The sequence below is a fragment of the Variovorax sp. FW301-JW7 genome (assembly GCF_058788795.1).
Map to the genome: position 1 here is coordinate 216922 of NZ_JBYTBC010000003.1, position 14963 is coordinate 231884.

The following is a 14963-nucleotide window of genomic DNA, read 5'->3' on the forward strand; positions in this document are numbered from 1 at the left end:
GGCACGCGTGTGCGGACGCCTGCCGGCATGGCATGCGCGAAGGCAGCGACCCGGGTGGGTCGCTTGTCAGGGGAATCAGGAGATGTTGGGCAGCCGGCGCGACAGCTCGATCGACTCGACGGCCGGGTCGGCTTCGAGCTGCTGGAGCTTGTCCAGCGGAATCTCGGCCGAGAACAGGCCCGGCGAGATGTCGGCGCGCGCGGCGATGTAGTCCGGGCGCTCGGCGCCCTCGCACAGCTTGACCAGCACGACGACGCGCTCGCCCGACACCGGCGCGGGGGCGGCCGAAAAGTCGAGCTTCTTGAGCGAGCGCAAGTCGATGGTCATGAGGGGGCAGATGGGGGCGGGAACACAGATTACACCCCCCGCTCGGGTTCGGCACAACCGCACCGGGCGTGGGGGTCATGGCTGGATCGTCAGATCGCGCCGCTGCCGGCCCGGCCGTCGCCGCGCTGCGGGTCCCAGCCGGCCGGCCCGCCGCCGGGCTTGACGCCCGCCTTCAGCTTGGCGCGGATGTCGGCGATGCTGAGGTTCTTGCCTTGTTTGTGGGCCTTGGCCAGCATCAGCGCGACCAGCCCCGTCACCGCCGGTGCCGCCATGCTGGTGCCTGACTTCTTCACCATGCCGTCCTTCGTGCGCGACTGCGCGGCCTTCACCTGCACGCCGGGGGCGCTGACCTCGGGCTTGGGCCGGCCGTCGCGCGTCGGGCCCGCGCTCGAGAAGCTGGCGGCGGGCTCGCCCGTCTTGCGGGCGTCGTAGGCGCCGACCACGATCGACAGCTTGCCGGTCGACAGCGAGCCCAGCAGGTGCGACTTCACCGGCTGGCCGAAGTACGACTGGCCGCTGTCCAGGCGCTCGAGCCAGGCGTGGAACGGCACGCCGTCGGCGGCCAGGGCATGCAGCCGCACCTTGAACTCGCCGTCGGGCCAGTTGGGTGCGAGCCAGATGCCGATCACGTTGTCCTTGTTGTTCGGGTCGGTGATGCGGCTGCTGAGGAACGCGGCGATCTCGCCGTTGCCCGCGCCGAGCGGAAAGTTTTCTCCCGGTGCCACGCTCGCCAGCACCTCGTTGTCGGGCCCCAGCAATTCGGCGCGCAGGCGCTGGCTGCCGCCATACCAGAGCTCGAACTCGCCGCCCTTGCCATTGACCAGGGTCCACGACACATCGAGGTGCCCGTTGCCGGGCACGGTGCCCGCCGTGTGCGTGTTGTCTTCCTGCGAATTGCCGGCCGCCAGCACGATCGCGCGGTTGGGCTTTTGCGACACGAGCGCGTCGAAGCCCTGCTCGACCAGCGAGGTGCCGTCGTGCGGGCCGCCGTTGGTGCCCAGGCTCAGGTTGACGACGCAGGGCCTGTCGCCCGCGCGGTCGAAGATGAACTTCACCGCTTCGAGCATCTGCACCGAATCGCCGAAGGAGCTGAACACCGCGTTGTGCCCGGTCCAGGCAATGTCGCGGGCCGACATCTCGACGAAGATCAGGTCGGCCTTCGGTGCCACGCCGGGTTGCAGCGACCCCCGGCCGTTGCCGCCGGCGATGTCCATCACATGCGTGCCGTGCGAACCCGGGCTGCCCGGCATGCCCGCGCCGGGGTCGTAGCCCAGCGCCTTGTACGGGTCGGCCTTCTTCAATGCCTTGTCGATGTCCGCCGCTTCGAAGAGCCGGCCGTAGCCGTAGGGGCTGTTGGCCTTGGCCGGCGCGCCTTGCTGCCACAGCGCCAGCAGGCGCGTCTTGCCGTTGGCCTTCAGGAAGTTCTGGTGCGCGAAGTCGCCGCCCGAATCGACCACGCCGATCACCACGCCGGCGCCGCCCGCCGTGCCGGCGAGCGCGGGGTTGTCGGCCTGCACGCCCATCGACGCGATGGTGTTGTTCAGCGCCGGCAGCACGGGCTGCGAGGCCTTCATGCTGAGCACGGCCGGATGCTGGCGGATCGCCTCGGCCTTGCCGAGCGGAATGCGGCCCGTGACGAGCACCGTGCCGTCGTCGGCGGTGCCGATGTCGGAGCCCGCATCGACGTCGGGAATGTCGGCCCACTCGGCATGGCTGGTGACACGCGCCACCACCGGCACCGAATCGCCGTCGGCGGACGAGATCGGCATGCTCTGCTTGCCCGCGCGGCGGTTCATCACCGCCAGCTGCAGGCGCGGGTCCATCGAGGTCTCGACGTCCATCGGCAGGCGCTGGAGTTGCGCGAGCCCGAAGGTCGACACCGGCGAGAGCCGCGTGCACAGCGCGTCGGCCGTGCCGGCGAGCGCGGCGGTGAGGGCGGGGGAGGCTTCGCCCGGCAGGTGGCCCGCGGCGGGCGCATCGGCCTGTTGTGCCGACTGCGCCACCATCGCGGCGGCCATTTCGGGCGGCAGATCGACCCAGCTGTTGAGCAGCTTGATCTGGCCGCTCACGTGGAGCCGCACGCTGCCGGACGACAGCGCCGGCGTCAGCGCCCCGTGCGGCATCTTGGGACTTTCGTATCAGCGGGCGAGGGCTTCTTCGCGGCGACGCGCTTCTTGGCTGGGGCCATCGGTCGGATCTCCTTGCGCAGGGGGACGGGCGAGTACCGCGAGGTGTAGCAGATTGCCGTGTCATCTGTCACCCCGGCTGGGCAAGGAGGGCGGTCAGAATGGCCGCATGAAAGTGGTGTTCAAGCTTCTGTTCGCGTACCTGGTGGCGAGCCTGCTGTCGACAGGTCTTGCGCTGGTTCTTTTTCCGCCGCACGCGCATGTGCCTGCGGTGGTGGTGCTGCTCGCGTTTCCGCTGGTGCCGTGGACCTTGCTTGCCAACGTCGTGCCCCAGGGATTCAGGGCCCGGGAGGTGGGGCCGCTGCTGGTGTTCGTGCTGGCGTTTGGCGGCATGGCCTGGCTGATGTTGCGCGCGTCATCGAAGGCCGCGCAGCGATAGCAACGCCGGGCTCACTTCGCCCCGATCTCGAAGACATCGCCGTTCGTCGGCGTCGCGTTCTCGTGGTAGATGTCGTAGAGGTATTGCGCGAGGTCGGCCGGCGCCACGTCGGGCGGAATCGCGAGCTGGGCGAGGCCCAGTTTTCCGTCGGCACCGACCCAGTGGCTGCGCCAGCGGGCATCGGTCATCTCGACGCGCAGGGTGCGGCCGAACACGTTGAAGAGGTGGCGCATCGTGGGGGCTCCGGGCATGCACGAAAAGAGATGAGGGGACAGCCACTGTAGCGCCCTCGTCGTATGCACAATGGGCCGAATCGCCCGTCACATCCACTCCAGAGTCCGCATGGCAGACCTCAACGTACGCAAGACCTACGAAGCGGCCGTGGCCGAGCTGGGGCCTGCCGCTGCGCGGATGCTGGCCGATGGTGTGAGTGAAGAACAGGTGGCGCGCTGGATCTTCGCGCAGCGGGACGATCTCAAGCTGCACTACCGCGCGTTGACGCCCTCGCACGAGCTGCAGGCCCTCGAAGCCAGGTCGCACAGCCGCTACGGCAACACGCTGGGCCCGTCGATCGAGCAACTGCGCAGCGCGGGCAAGTCGTGGCGGGACATCATCGATTCGGCGGCACGGCCGGGGACTCACTACCGCCAAGGCGAGTGACTTCTATCGGGCGCTACGCCAACGCCCGGAGCTCGTGCAGACCTCGGCCGGTTCGCCGTTCACCTGCACCTGTTCTTCATCGAGCCGCGACGCGGTGGCCGGATCGACATCGAAGCCGACGCCGAGCAGGCGCGCCACCTGTGCGTTTTCGATCGACAGCTCCCAGGTCAGGAACAGCTGCGTGCGATCGAGCGAAGACGGGAAGTCGGCCGCATCGAAACCGTGGTCGCTGCCGCGTGGCACGACCGCGTGCGGCTGGCCGGTGTCGAACAGCAGGGCCGTGCCCCGCGTGAGCGGGATGCGGTGGCCGGTGACGGGAAAGTGCACGTCCAGGCCCTTGTCCTCGCCGAGAAAGAGGTTGCAGAAGGCCGCGCCACCGTACTGCGCGCCGTCGTGGTGGTAGCGGGCGCCGCGGCAGGCCATCAGGGCGACGTCGCTGGCCGGCAGCAGCGAGGCGGGCAGGCCCAACGTGCCGAGCCAATCGGACATCGCCTGCACGCACTGCGCGTAGTCGGGCCAGCGCGTGCGCGCGCGGGCCAGCGGCATGGGCTCGACATCGCCGGGTTCGAGCGGCACGTTCGTGGCGATCTCCCGCTGCCAGTCGGCCACGAGGCGGGCCGGGGGCTCGGGCACGTCGAGCAGGGCCGCATGCACGATGCCGCTCACGCTGCGGCTGCGCAGCGTGTCGCCGTGCCAGAAGTAGGAGGTCAGCAGGTCGTGCATGCGGGGGCTTTCAAGGCACGGAGGGTACACGCGCCGCGGCGCCGGGCACCGGGGAGCGACGGCCGATGCGGCATACTCCCACCCCCTCCCAACTCGCCAGAATTCCGCTGAATGGACAAGGAAGTCGACCCCTCCGTGCTCGCCGCCATCGATGAGATGCGGCTCTCCGGACCGCGCCTCACGCCGGTCGAAATCGTCGCCAAGATGGGGGTGTTCGACGCACGCGACAAGCCGTTCGAGCACGCCTGGCTCGCCACCGGCGACAACGTCATCGCCACCATCTGGGGCGAGTACGTGAGCGTGGCGGCCGGTGGCCGCTGGTTCTACCTGGAATCGCTCGACGCCCAGCGCCGCCCCGGCGGCGGCGTGCGCAGCGCCCAGCAGGCGCAGCGCGCCAAGGACCGCCTGGCCCTGCTCAAGCGCACCTTCGACGCCGGCCAGGGCTTCCGCGCCGTGCTGCAGACCAACCGCGTGGCCATTGCCGAGCTCGAGAGCAACAAGAGCGCCAAGGTGTCGACCCGCGTGCGCGACGACGCCGAATGGCACGTCGCGAGCTGGGAACCCGAACAACAGCTCGCCGTGCTGGTGCGCGGTGCGCGCGGCTGGGTGCCGACCGAGGCCGACATCACGGCCGCCAAGGCCCGTGGCGGCGTCGCGGCGGATGACGACGCCGATGCGGCCCCGGCCGGCCCGACCACGACGGATGCCGTCCAGGCCGCCGCCATGGCCTATGTCATGGGCCATTTCAAGGGCTACGGCTACAACGCGGAAGACGTGACGAGCAAGGCGCTGGGCTACGACATCGAGGTGTCGAACGCCAAGGGCGCGATGCTGCTCAAGGTGGTCGTGAAGGGCACCGCCCCGGCGCTGCCGACCTTCGCGCTCACGCCCGACGAAAGCATGTGCGCCGTGCGCGAGCCGCTGTGGCGCCTGCTGGTGGTGGCCGACGCGGGCAGCGCGACGGCAGCGCACAAGATCTACAAGCCGACCGAAGTGGACCAGGCGCCGGGCTTCCAGCGCAAGGCCTGACGGGCCTCCCAGGCAAACGCCGCGGCCGCACCAGCGCGCCGCGGGCGTTTCCAAATTCTTACAACTGAGCCCCCGGAAACCCGTCGTTTCCAACGGTAAAGTTCCGCCGTCCGGCGCGAACAGTTCGTGCCTTCGCCCCTTCTGTTCGCCCCCTTCATGTCCAACCTCATCGTGCACGGCGGTACGCCCCTTCGCGGCCGCATCGTTCCCTCCGCCAACAAGAACGCCGTGCTCCCGGTGCTCTGCGCCACCTTGCTCACCTGCGAGCCGCTGCGGCTGCACGGGGTGCCCGACATCACCGATGTGCGCAAGATCCTCGACATCTTCCGCACGCTGGGCAGCGAGGTCCGCATGGACCACGAGAGCGGCACGCTCGAGCTGAACCACCGCGGCACCACCTTCGATGCGGCCCGCCACCGCCTGCCCGAGGAGATGCGCTCGTCGATCATGCTGGTGCCGCCGCTTTTGGCGCGCTTCGGCGTGGCGCGGCTGGAAGACAACGTCAAGGGCTGCACGCTGGGCGTGCGCGAGATCGATCCGCACGTCGAGGTGTTCCAGCGCTTCGGCGGCCAGGTGGAGCGCACCGAGGGTTCGCTGCTGGTGTACAGCCCCGTGCGCCTGACGCCCACCGACCACTGGCTCGACTACGCCTCGGTGACGACCACCGAGAACTTCGTGCTGTGCGCGGCCGCCGCGGACGGTGTCTCGACGCTCACCAATGCGGCCTCGGAGCCGCACGTGCAGGAGTTCTGCCGCTTCATGGCCATGATCGGCGTGCGCATCGAGGGCATGGGCACGTCGCGGCTGACGGTGCATGGCGGCGCCAGGCTGGGCGGCGGCGAGTTCCGCTTCGACGAAGACTTCCACGAGATCACCACCTTCCTGGCGCTGGGCGCGATCACGGGCGGCGACGTCGTGGTGCGCAACAGCGCGCCGGGCAACTTTCCGCTCATCGATCGCACCTTTGCCAAGTTCGGCGTGCATATCGAGCATGCGGACGGCTGGTCGCGCGCCATCCGCAGCGGTCCGCTGAAGGTGCAGACGCCGTTCACCAGCAACGTGCTCACCAAGGTGGAGGCCGCGCCGTGGCCTTACTTCCCGGTCGACCTGCTGCCGATCTTCATTGCGCTGGGCGTGCGCGCGCAGGGCAACGCGATGTTCTGGAACAAGGTGTATGACGGCGCGCTGGGCTGGACCGGCGAGCTGTCCAAGTTCGGCGCGCACGTGTTCTCGTCCGACCCGCACCGGCTCATCACCTTCGGTGGCCATGCGCTCACGCCGGCGGTGGTCGAGAGCCCCTACATCATCCGCGTGGCGATCGCGCTGTTCATGGTGGCCGCCAGCATCGAGGGCAAGTCCGAGATCCGCAACGCGACGCCGATCCGGCGCGCGCACCCGCGCTTCGTGGAAAACCTGCGCAGCCTGGGCGTGCAGGTGGAGTGGACCAGCGAGGAGTGAAGCGGCCGTGATCGTTTCCGTCTCGCACAAGGGCAAGTGGCTGCTGATGCAGCTCGGGCAGCTGGTGCTGATGGTCGGCCTGACCTCGCTGGTGTTCAACTACGCCTACCGCTTCCTGGTCGACCGCACGATCAACACGCCGCTGTTCTATGCGGTGACGCTGCTGCTGGCGCTCGTGGTCATCGTCGCCGTGCGGCGCGACTACCTGTTCGTGTCGCGCTACGAGTTCACGCCCGAGGCCATCGTCGTGCGCACGGCGCTCGGTGCCTCCAAGCGCTTCGAGACGCAAGATTTCAAGTTCGTGCCCAGCCTGCACAAGACGATCAACCTGCCGGAGCCGAAGGCCTCGCTGTCCTTCGATGTGCAGAACCGCCAGACGGGCCGCCGTGCCCGCAACTACACCTGGACCGGTTTCCCGGTGGAAGACTTCCGCGCGGTGTGCCGCCTGTACGGTTACCAGGATGACACCGATTTCAAGCTGAAGGACTTCGGCAAGGCGCGTTGAGCCGGCGGGTGGTTGCGCCCGCGATGACCCCGCAGCCACAGCGCCCACCGGCTTCGCCGGAGAATGCCGTCATTCGACACACGGACACAGGAGCGCACCCCGAATGACGACGTTGCAACAGATCCTCGGCACCGAACTTCCCTTGATCCAGGCGCCGATGGCCGGCGCGCAGGGCGGTGCGATGGCGATCGCGGTGTGCAACGAAGGCGGCCTGGGGTCGCTGCCGGGCGCGATGCTCTCGCCTGATGCGATGCGCAGCGAACTCGCCGCAATCCGTGCGGGCACCGACAAGCCCTACAACGTCAATTTCTTCTGCCACACGCCGCCGGTGCCGAGCGCCGAGCGTGAGGCCGCCTGGCGCGCCGCGCTCGCGCCGTACTACGCGGAGTTCGGCATCGACCCGGCCGCCATTCTGGCCGGGCCTGGGCGCAACCCCTTCAGCGCCGAGGTGGCCGACCTGCTGGCCGAGTTCAAGCCGCCGGTGGTGAGCTTCCATTTCGGGCTGCCGTCCGAGCCGCTGCTGGCGCAGGTGCGCGGCTGGGGCGCGAAGGTGCTGGCTTCGGCCACCACGGTGGAGGAGGCGCGGTGGCTCGAAGCGAAGGGCGTCGACGCGGTCATCGCGCAGGGGCTCGAGGCCGGCGGGCACCGCGGCCACTTCCTGTCGCACGACCTCACGAAGCAGCTCGGCACCTTCGCGCTGCTGCCGCAGCTGGTGCATGCGCTGAAGGTGCCGGTGATCGCGGCGGGCGGCATCGCGGATGCCGACGGCGTGGCTGCGGCCATGGCGCTGGGCGCGGCCGGCGTGCAGGTCGGCACGGCCTATCTGCTGACGCCCGAGGCCTCGACCAGCGCGCTGCACCGCGCGGCGCTGAAGAGCGAGGCCGCGCGCCACACGGCGCTCACCAACCTGTTCACCGGCCGGCCGGCGCGTGGCATCGTCAACCGCGTGATGCGCGAGCTGGGGTCCATCGGCCCGGCGCCGGAATTTCCGCTCGCCACCTCGGGCATCGCGCCGCTGCGCGCCAAGGCCGAGGCGCAGGGCAGCGGTGATTTTTCTCCGCTGTGGTCGGGGCAGAACGCCACCGGCTGCCGCGAGGTGTCCTCGGCCGAGGTCACGCGGGCGCTGGCCAAGGGCTTTCGCTGAGCCGCGCCGTTCGTCCTTCTTTTTTCGAAGCTCTTCCGACCCATGACATCGCTCCATCTGCCCCTGCAGTTCCTGCACCATCCCGCACCCTCGGGCGGCCCTGAACCCTGGCTGCTCGTGCTCATGCACGGCGTGGGCAGCAACGAGCAGGACCTGTTCGGCCTGGCGCGCATGATGCCGCCGCAGTTCCATGTGCTGAGCCTGCGCGCGCCGTATGTGCTGTCGCCCGACTCCTACGCGTGGTTCGAGTTCCAGGTGCTGGCCGACGGTGGGCGCCGCATCGACGAGGAACAGGAGCGCGAAAGCCGCTTCCTCATCGGCGAGATGGTCACGTCGGCGTCGCAGCAGCTGGGCATTCCGCCCGAGCGCGTGGTGGTCGGCGGTTTCAGCCAGGGCGGGATCATGTCGCTGTCGCTGCTGCTCACGCAGCCCGAGAAGCTGCGCGCCGCGCTGGTGTGGCACAGCCGGCTGCTGCCCGAGGTGGTGCCGCACATCGCGCCGCCCGAGGCCTTCGCGGGCAAGGCGCTGTGGGTGAGCCACGGCAGCGCCGACAACGTGATTCCGCCGAGCGCCGCGCAGGCCACGCGCGAACTGGCACGCGGGCTGCCGCTGGCGCTGTCGGGCTCGGACTTCCCGGGCGCGCACGAGATCCGCCCGGCCGAGCTGCAGGGCACGCTGGCGTGGCTGCAGGCGCTCAGCGCGCCAACAACCGCGCCCTGACCATCGCTTCCATCTCGGCAACCCACGCATCGCCCGCCGCGTCGTCGGGCTGCACCAGCAGCCGGTAGCGGCGACCGCCCCAGGCGGCGGTCAGCAGCGCCTGCACGGTGGCGGGCGAGGGCGGCGGCTGCAGGTCGCGGCAGGCGGCGAAGGCCTGCGTCCAGCGCGCGAGCAGCTCGTCGTACACGCGCCGGTGGTGCTTGGGCTCGGCCACGCGGTGCTCGAGCATCAGCATCTCGTGGTCGAAGGCGGGCAAGCCGTCGGTGCGCGTGTCGCAGGTGAGGCGCACGAGGCGCTGCGTGCGTTCGCGCCAGTCGATGTCCGATGGCGCAATCACCTCTTCGTCGAGCCGCGCCAGCAGCGCCTCGACGCAGTGGCGCACGTAGCCCGAGAGCAGGGCTTCCTTGTCGGGAAAGTAGTCGTAGAAGGTGCCGACGGCGATGCCGGTTTCGAGCGCCACGGCACGCGTGGTCACGCCGTCCCAGCCCTGCGCGCGCCAAATCCGAACAAAGGCGTCGTAGATCGCCTGCACGGTGAACTTGCTGCGCGCCTGCGTGGGGCGTTTCAGGGGCTTGGAACGGGGTGCGGCGGGCATGGACCGGGTTTCCGAACCCGCGGCGAAGCGGGCCGTCCTACAGTTTGCGAATGAACAACGCATTCACTTTAACCCGCCTCGAAACGCGCAAGAACGCGCTCGGAACCACCCGCATCGTCACTTCGGAAGACGCAGGCAGCCTGCAGCCGGGCGAGGTGCTGATGCAGATCGAGCGCTTCTCGCTCACCACCAACAACATCACCTACGCGGCCTTCGGCGATGCGGTGATGAAGTACTGGCAGTTCTTTCCCACCGGCGACGCCGACTGGGGCCACATGCCGGCCTGGGGCTTTGCCGACGTGGTGGCATCGAACGTCGAAGGCGTGGCGGTGGGCGAGCGCTTCTACGGCTACTTTCCCATTGCCAGCCACCTGCGCATGCAGCCGGTGCGCGTGACGCCGCGCGGCTTCTACGACGGCGCGGCGCACCGCAGCGAGCTGGTGTCGGCCTACAACCAGTACATGCGCTGCAGCCACGACGCGGGCTACGTCGCCGCGCTGGAGGACTACCAGATGCTGGTGCGTCCGCTGTTCATCACCTCGTTCATGCTGGCCGACTTTCTCGAAGACAACGCCTTCTTCGGCGCGAAACAGGTGGTGGTGTCGAGCGCATCGAGCAAGACCGCGTTCGGCACGGCCTTCTGCCTGGGCCGCCGCGAGGGCCTGCAGCTGATCGCGGCCACGTCGGAAGGCAACCGCGCCTTCGTCGAGGCCCTGGGCTGCTACGACCGCACGGTGGCCTACGGCGAGATCGCGACGCTCGCGGCCGACGCGCCCACGCTGTATGTCGACTTCGCGGGCCACGACGACCTGCGCGCCACCGTGCACCACCACTTCGGCGAGTCGCTGGTGTACGACTGCTATGCGGGCTCGGCGCAGAAGACCGAATTCCTCGGCGACACCAGCGCGCTGCCCGGCCCCACGCCGAAGCTCTATTTCGCGCCCGTGCAGATCCGCAAGCGCAATGCCGACTGGGGCCCGCAGGAGGTCAACCGCCGCTTCAACGACGCGCAGGGTCGCTTCATCGCCGAGCTGAGCCGCCCGGGCAACCGCTGGATGACGCTGGCGCAGGGCCGCGGCTTCGCGCATGCGCAGGCGGTGATCGCCGACCTGCATGCGGGCCGCGTCGATCCGCGCGCGGCGCACGTGGTGCGCATCGGCGGCGCGTGACGGGCTGAGCGACTGAACTTCGGCGCGGGTGGGGCGTCACAGGGGGTTACGAGAACGTGGCAATCGTGCGGGCCGTGCAGGCCATCCTGGTGCACCATTGCCTTTCGTCTCCCCACTGCCATCCCGCAAAAGGAAACCGCCCATGTCCGACGCCGACTCCCCCCGCGACACCCCCGAATTCCGACCCCGCAAGGAAGCGCCGATGGGCACCATCGTCGGCCTGGCGCTGGTCGTGCTGGTGGCGGCTTATTTCGGCTGGCGCTGGTACCAGCAGCAGCAACTGGCGCCGCTGCCGACCGCGCCCGTGGCCGTCGCCCCGACCGACGCGCCCCCCGAGCCGCCCAAGGCCGAAGAGCCGAAGGGCCCGCAGAACCCGGTCGAGGCGCTGGCCCCGCCCGATGCCGCGTTGCCCGCGCTGGGCAATTCCGACGCGCGCGTGATGAAGACGCTCACCGAGCTGCTAGGCGGCAAGGCCGTGGCGGCCTACCTGCAGTCCGACGGCGTGGTGCGGCGCTTCGTCGCCACGGTCGACAACCTGCCGCGCGAGCAGGCGCCTGCGAGCAAGTGGCCGGTGCAGCCCGCGCCGCAGCGCTTCATCACCGACGGGCCGCAGCAGGGCGGCGTGCAGACCATCGCGGCGAACAACGCCGCGCGCTACAACGGCATCGTGCTGCTGGCCGGGTCGGTCGATCCCGCCAAGGCAGCGGCGGTGTACGCGCGGCTGTACCCGCTGTTCCAGCAGGCGTACGAAGAGCTGGGCTATCCGGGGCGCTACTTCAACGACCGCTTCATTGCCGTGATCGACCACCTGCTGCAGGCGCCCGAGCCCACGGGGCCGGTGCAGGTGAAGCTGGTCGAGGTGAAGGGCGAGATTCCTTCGCAGCGGCCGTGGGTGCGCTACGAGTACGCCGACCCGAAGCTCGAATCGCTCTCGGCCGGCCAGAAGATCCTGGTGCGCATGGGGCCGGAGAACGAGCGCAAGATGAAGGCCAGCCTGCGTGGGCTGCGTGCGCAGATCGCGACCGGCGAGGTGGCGAAGCAGGCCGGCAAGAAGGCGCCGTAACAGGCGAAGGAAATAAAAAAGGGGCGCCGCAAGCCATGCGGCGCCCCTTTGTCATTCTTGGCGACCGTGCGCGCTCAGGCCTCTTCGGCTTCCTGGTACTCGCCCACCGGCACGCAGCTGCAGAACAGGTTGCGGTCGCCGTAGACGTTGTCGACGCGGCCGATCGGCGGCCAGTACTTGGCCTGCTTGAGTTCGGCCAGCGGGAACGCGCCGAGTTCGCGCGAGTACGGGTGGCTCCACTCGCTGCCCAGCAGGCTCGCGGCGGTGTGCGGCGCGTGCTTGAGCGGGTTGTCGTCCTTCGACCAGACGCCTTCTTCCACGCGGCGGATCTCGCCGCGGATGGCGATCATCGCGTCGACGAAACGGTCGAGCTCGGCCAGCGGTTCGCTTTCGGTGGGCTCCACCATCAGCGTGCCGGGCACGGGGAAGCTCAGCGTGGGCGCGTGGAAGCCGTAGTCGATCAGGCGCTTGGCCACGTCTTCGGCTGTGACGCCGCTGGTGTCCTTGAGCGGGCGCAGGTCCAGGATGCACTCGTGCGCGACGTGGCCGTTGGGGCTCGCGTACAGCGTGGGGTAGTGGTCCTTCAGGCGCGCGCTGATGTAGTTGGCGCTCAGGATGGCCGTTTCGGTCGCGGCCTGCAGGCCCTTGGCGCCCATCATGCGGCAGTACATCCAGCTGATCGGCAGTACGGCCGCATTGCCCAGCGGCGCGGCCGACACGGCGCCCACGCCGTTCGACGGCACGCCGGCCGTGGCATGGCCCGGCAGGTAGGGCACGAGGTCTTCGACCACGCAGACCGGGCCGACGCCCGGGCCGCCACCGCCGTGCGGAATGCAGAAGGTCTTGTGCAGGTTCAGGTGGCTCACGTCGCCGCCGAACTCGCCCGGCGCGGCCACGCCGACCAGCGCGTTCATGTTGGCGCCGTCCACGTACACGCGGCCGCCGTGCTCATGCACGAGTTCGCACAGTTCCTTCACGCGCGTTTCGAACACGCCGTGCGTGCTGGGGTAGGTGATCATCACGGCGGCCAGGTGGGCGCTGTGCTTTTCGCAGGCGCGCTTCAGGTCGTCCATGTCGACGTTGCCTTGCGCGTCGCAGGCCGTCACCACCACCTGCAGGCCCACCATCTGGGCGCTGGCCGGGTTGGTGCCGTGCGCCGACGAGGGAATCAGGCAGATGTTGCGGTGGCCCTGGCCCTTGGCTTCGTGGAAGGACTTGATGGCCAGCAGGCCCGCGTACTCGCCCTGCGAGCCCGCGTTGGGCTGCAGGCTGATGCCCGCGTAGCCGGTGGCCTCGCACAGCCAGGCGCGCAGCTGCGCGTCGAGCTGGGCGTAGCCCTGCAGCTGGTCGGCGGGCGCAAAGGGGTGGATGTTGGCGAACTCGGGCCAGGTGATGGGGATCATCTCGCTGGTCGCGTTGAGCTTCATGGTGCAGCTGCCCAGCGGGATCATGCTGCGGTCGAGCGCGAGGTCCTTGTCCGACAGGCTGCGGATGTAGCGCAGCATCGCGGTCTCGCTCTTGTGGGTGTTGAACACCGGGTGCGTGAGGAAGGCGCTGGTGCGGCGCAGGTCCTCGGGAATCAGCGGCGTGGTGTTGGCGGCCAGGTCGTCGAAGCGCGGCATCGCAGTGCCGGCGGGCACGAACAGGGCCCACAGGGTTTCGATGTCGGCGCGCGTGGTGGTTTCGTCCAGCGAGATGCCCAGGTGCTGCTGCAGGCGCTGGCGCAGGTTGACGCCACCGGTCTGCGCGCGCTCGATGATCGCGGCCGTGTCGTCGCCGGTGCGGATCGTCAGCGAGTCGAAGGCGGTGGTGTTCACCGGCTCGCGGCCCATCTGCGACAGACCCTTGGCGAGGATGGCGGTGAGCACGGCCACGCGCTGTGCGATGCGCGTGAGGCCGTCGGGGCCGTGGTACACGGCGTACATGCTGGCGACCACGGCCGGCAGCACCTGCGCGGTGCAGATGTTGGAGGTGGCCTTCTCGCGGCGGATGTGCTGCTCGCGCGTCTGCAGCGCGAGGCGGTAGGCGGGCTGGCCGTGCGTGTCGACGCTCACGCCGACGAGGCGACCGGGCAGCGAGCGCTTGAACGAGTCGCGGCAGGCCAGGTAGGCGGCGTGCGGGCCGCCGTTGCACAGCGGCATGCCCAAGCGCTGCGTGGTGCCGCAGACGATGTCGGCGTCGAACTCGCCGGGAGCGACCAGCAGCGTGAGCGCCAGCAGGTCGGCCGCGACGATGAAGGCGGCGTCGCACTGGTGCGCGTGGCCGGCGAGCGGGCGCAGGTCGTGCACGTGGCCGGTGGTGGCCGGGTACTGCGCGAGCACGCCGAAGAACTCGCCGCTCACCATCAGGTGCGGCAGCGTTTCCGACACGGTGCTCACCTTGACTTCGATGCCCAGCGGGGCGGCGCGGGTCTTGATGACTTCGATGGTCTGCGGGTGGCAGTCACCGGACACCAGGAACACGTTGCTCTTGCTCTTCACGCTGCGTTTGGCGAGCGTCATGGCCTCGGCGGCGGCCGTGGCCTCGTCGAGCATCGAGGCGTTGGCGATGGCCATGCCCGTGAGGTCGCACACCATCGTCTGGAAATTGAGCAAGGCTTCCATGCGGCCCTGCGAGATCTCGGCCTGATAGGGCGTGTAGGCCGTGTACCAGGCGGGGTTCTCCAGGATGTTGCGCAGGATCACGCCCGGCGTGTGCGTGCCGTAGTAGCCCTGGCCGATGAAGCTCTTGAACACCTTGTTCTTCGACGCCAGCGTCTTCAGCTCGGCCAGCGCGTCGGCCTCGGTGACCGGCGCGGGCAGGCGCATCGGCCGGGCGCGGCGGATGGCCGCCGGCACGATGCCGTCGATGAGCTCCGCGCGCGTTTCGGAGCCGATCACCGGCAGCATGCGCGCCTCGTCCGCCGCATCGATGCCGATGTGGCGGGCGAGGAATTCTTCGGCGTTCTCTAGTTCTTGCAAAGAGGGAAGGGCGGGAATCGGCATGGCGGTGAAGGCTCGGGGGAG

Annotated in this window: 15 protein-coding genes; 9 read left to right on the top strand and 6 right to left on the bottom strand. The window is 69.4% G+C overall.

Going from position 1 to position 14963, the window contains the following annotated elements:
* Positions 1-75: 75 nt before the first annotated feature.
* Positions 76-327: a hypothetical protein gene (locus tag AC3WQM_RS09475; RefSeq protein ID WP_492678217.1), complete on the bottom strand. Its 252-nt coding sequence runs from the start codon at positions 325-327 to the stop codon at positions 76-78.
* A gap of 89 nt (positions 328-416) precedes the next feature.
* On the bottom strand, positions 417-2450 hold the full coding sequence (locus AC3WQM_RS09480; protein ID WP_492678219.1) for a S8 family serine peptidase: 2034 nt from the start codon (positions 2448-2450) through the stop codon (positions 417-419).
* Between the two features lie 172 nt (positions 2451-2622).
* Between AC3WQM_RS09480 and AC3WQM_RS09485 the strand changes: the two genes are divergently transcribed.
* A complete protein-coding gene (locus AC3WQM_RS09485; protein WP_492678221.1) occupies positions 2623-2892 on the top strand; it encodes a hypothetical protein in 270 nt (89 codons plus the stop codon).
* An 11-nt stretch (positions 2893-2903) separates the two neighbouring features.
* On the opposite strand, the gene AC3WQM_RS09490 is transcribed toward AC3WQM_RS09485, so the two are convergent.
* The gene (locus AC3WQM_RS09490) at positions 2904-3125 is read right to left on the bottom strand and encodes a DUF7661 family protein (protein ID WP_143599026.1); all 222 of its coding nucleotides are present in this window, start codon (positions 3123-3125) and stop codon (positions 2904-2906) included.
* Between the two features lie 109 nt (positions 3126-3234).
* On the opposite strand from AC3WQM_RS09490, the gene AC3WQM_RS09495 reads away from it, so the two are divergent.
* Entirely contained in the window at positions 3235-3552 is a 318-nt protein-coding gene (locus AC3WQM_RS09495) for a hemagglutinin (protein WP_492678223.1), read from the top strand.
* A 3-nt stretch (positions 3553-3555) separates the two neighbouring features.
* Here AC3WQM_RS09495 and AC3WQM_RS09500 read toward each other — a convergent pair whose 3' ends face one another.
* Positions 3556-4275, bottom strand: coding sequence for a hypothetical protein (locus AC3WQM_RS09500; protein ID WP_492678225.1), 720 nt, complete (start codon positions 4273-4275; stop codon positions 3556-3558).
* Positions 4276-4386: 111 nt separating this feature from the next.
* On the opposite strand from AC3WQM_RS09500, the gene AC3WQM_RS09505 reads away from it, so the two are divergent.
* From AC3WQM_RS09505 to AC3WQM_RS09525, 5 genes are all read left to right on the top strand, one after another.
* Complete coding sequence (locus tag AC3WQM_RS09505) at positions 4387-5304, top strand: protein NO VEIN domain-containing protein (protein WP_492678227.1); 918 nt, start codon at positions 4387-4389, stop codon at positions 5302-5304.
* A gap of 156 nt (positions 5305-5460) precedes the next feature.
* Positions 5461-6762, top strand: coding sequence for a UDP-N-acetylglucosamine 1-carboxyvinyltransferase (locus tag AC3WQM_RS09510; RefSeq protein ID WP_492678229.1), 1302 nt, complete (start codon positions 5461-5463; stop codon positions 6760-6762).
* Positions 6763-6769: 7 nt separating this feature from the next.
* Complete coding sequence (locus AC3WQM_RS09515) at positions 6770-7267, top strand: hypothetical protein (protein WP_492678231.1); 498 nt, start codon at positions 6770-6772, stop codon at positions 7265-7267.
* Between the two features lie 103 nt (positions 7268-7370).
* Positions 7371-8411, top strand: coding sequence for an NAD(P)H-dependent flavin oxidoreductase (locus AC3WQM_RS09520; protein ID WP_492678233.1), 1041 nt, complete (start codon positions 7371-7373; stop codon positions 8409-8411).
* A gap of 42 nt (positions 8412-8453) precedes the next feature.
* Positions 8454-9131, top strand: coding sequence for an alpha/beta hydrolase (locus tag AC3WQM_RS09525; RefSeq protein WP_492678235.1), 678 nt, complete (start codon positions 8454-8456; stop codon positions 9129-9131).
* Here the strand turns inward: AC3WQM_RS09525 and AC3WQM_RS09530 are convergent.
* Positions 9106-9726, bottom strand: a complete 621-nt coding sequence (locus tag AC3WQM_RS09530; RefSeq protein WP_492678237.1) for a TetR/AcrR family transcriptional regulator — start codon at positions 9724-9726, stop codon at positions 9106-9108. The genes AC3WQM_RS09525 and AC3WQM_RS09530 overlap by 26 nt on opposite strands.
* Positions 9727-9776: 50 nt before the next feature.
* Between AC3WQM_RS09530 and AC3WQM_RS09535 the strand changes: the two genes are divergently transcribed.
* On the top strand, positions 9777-10895 hold the full coding sequence (locus AC3WQM_RS09535; protein ID WP_492678239.1) for a DUF2855 family protein: 1119 nt from the start codon (positions 9777-9779) through the stop codon (positions 10893-10895).
* 142 nt (positions 10896-11037) lie between these two features.
* The gene (locus tag AC3WQM_RS09540) at positions 11038-11958 is read left to right on the top strand and encodes a DUF3014 domain-containing protein (RefSeq protein WP_492678241.1); all 921 of its coding nucleotides are present in this window, start codon (positions 11038-11040) and stop codon (positions 11956-11958) included.
* Between the two features lie 74 nt (positions 11959-12032).
* On the opposite strand, the gene gcvP is transcribed toward AC3WQM_RS09540, so the two are convergent.
* Complete coding sequence (gcvP, locus tag AC3WQM_RS09545) at positions 12033-14942, bottom strand: aminomethyl-transferring glycine dehydrogenase (RefSeq protein WP_492678243.1); 2910 nt, start codon at positions 14940-14942, stop codon at positions 12033-12035.
* Between the last annotated feature and the right edge of the window lie 21 nt (positions 14943-14963).

Excerpts from the sequence above, each read along its gene's own strand:
- AC3WQM_RS09490 (WP_143599026.1), bottom strand. The coding sequence starts at position 3,125 with ATGCGCCACCTCTTCAACGTGTTCGGCCGCACCCTGCGCGTCGAGATG.
- AC3WQM_RS09505 (WP_492678227.1), top strand. The coding sequence starts at position 4,387 with ATGGACAAGGAAGTCGACCCCTCCGTGCTCGCCGCCATCGATGAGATG.
- AC3WQM_RS09480 (WP_492678219.1), bottom strand. The coding sequence starts at position 2,450 with ATGCCGCACGGGGCGCTGACGCCGGCGCTGTCGTCCGGCAGCGTGCGG.
- AC3WQM_RS09500 (WP_492678225.1), bottom strand. The coding sequence starts at position 4,275 with ATGCACGACCTGCTGACCTCCTACTTCTGGCACGGCGACACGCTGCGC.
- AC3WQM_RS09525 (WP_492678235.1), top strand. The coding sequence starts at position 8,454 with ATGACATCGCTCCATCTGCCCCTGCAGTTCCTGCACCATCCCGCACCC.
- AC3WQM_RS09495 (WP_492678223.1), top strand. The coding sequence starts at position 3,235 with ATGGCAGACCTCAACGTACGCAAGACCTACGAAGCGGCCGTGGCCGAG.
- AC3WQM_RS09485 (WP_492678221.1), top strand. The coding sequence starts at position 2,623 with ATGAAAGTGGTGTTCAAGCTTCTGTTCGCGTACCTGGTGGCGAGCCTG.
- AC3WQM_RS09540 (WP_492678241.1), top strand. The coding sequence starts at position 11,038 with ATGTCCGACGCCGACTCCCCCCGCGACACCCCCGAATTCCGACCCCGC.
- AC3WQM_RS09535 (WP_492678239.1), top strand. The coding sequence starts at position 9,777 with ATGAACAACGCATTCACTTTAACCCGCCTCGAAACGCGCAAGAACGCG.
- AC3WQM_RS09475 (WP_492678217.1), bottom strand. The coding sequence starts at position 327 with ATGACCATCGACTTGCGCTCGCTCAAGAAGCTCGACTTTTCGGCCGCC.
- gcvP (WP_492678243.1), bottom strand. The coding sequence starts at position 14,942 with ATGCCGATTCCCGCCCTTCCCTCTTTGCAAGAACTAGAGAACGCCGAA.
- AC3WQM_RS09510 (WP_492678229.1), top strand. The coding sequence starts at position 5,461 with ATGTCCAACCTCATCGTGCACGGCGGTACGCCCCTTCGCGGCCGCATC.
- AC3WQM_RS09530 (WP_492678237.1), bottom strand. The coding sequence starts at position 9,726 with ATGCCCGCCGCACCCCGTTCCAAGCCCCTGAAACGCCCCACGCAGGCG.
- AC3WQM_RS09520 (WP_492678233.1), top strand. The coding sequence starts at position 7,371 with ATGACGACGTTGCAACAGATCCTCGGCACCGAACTTCCCTTGATCCAG.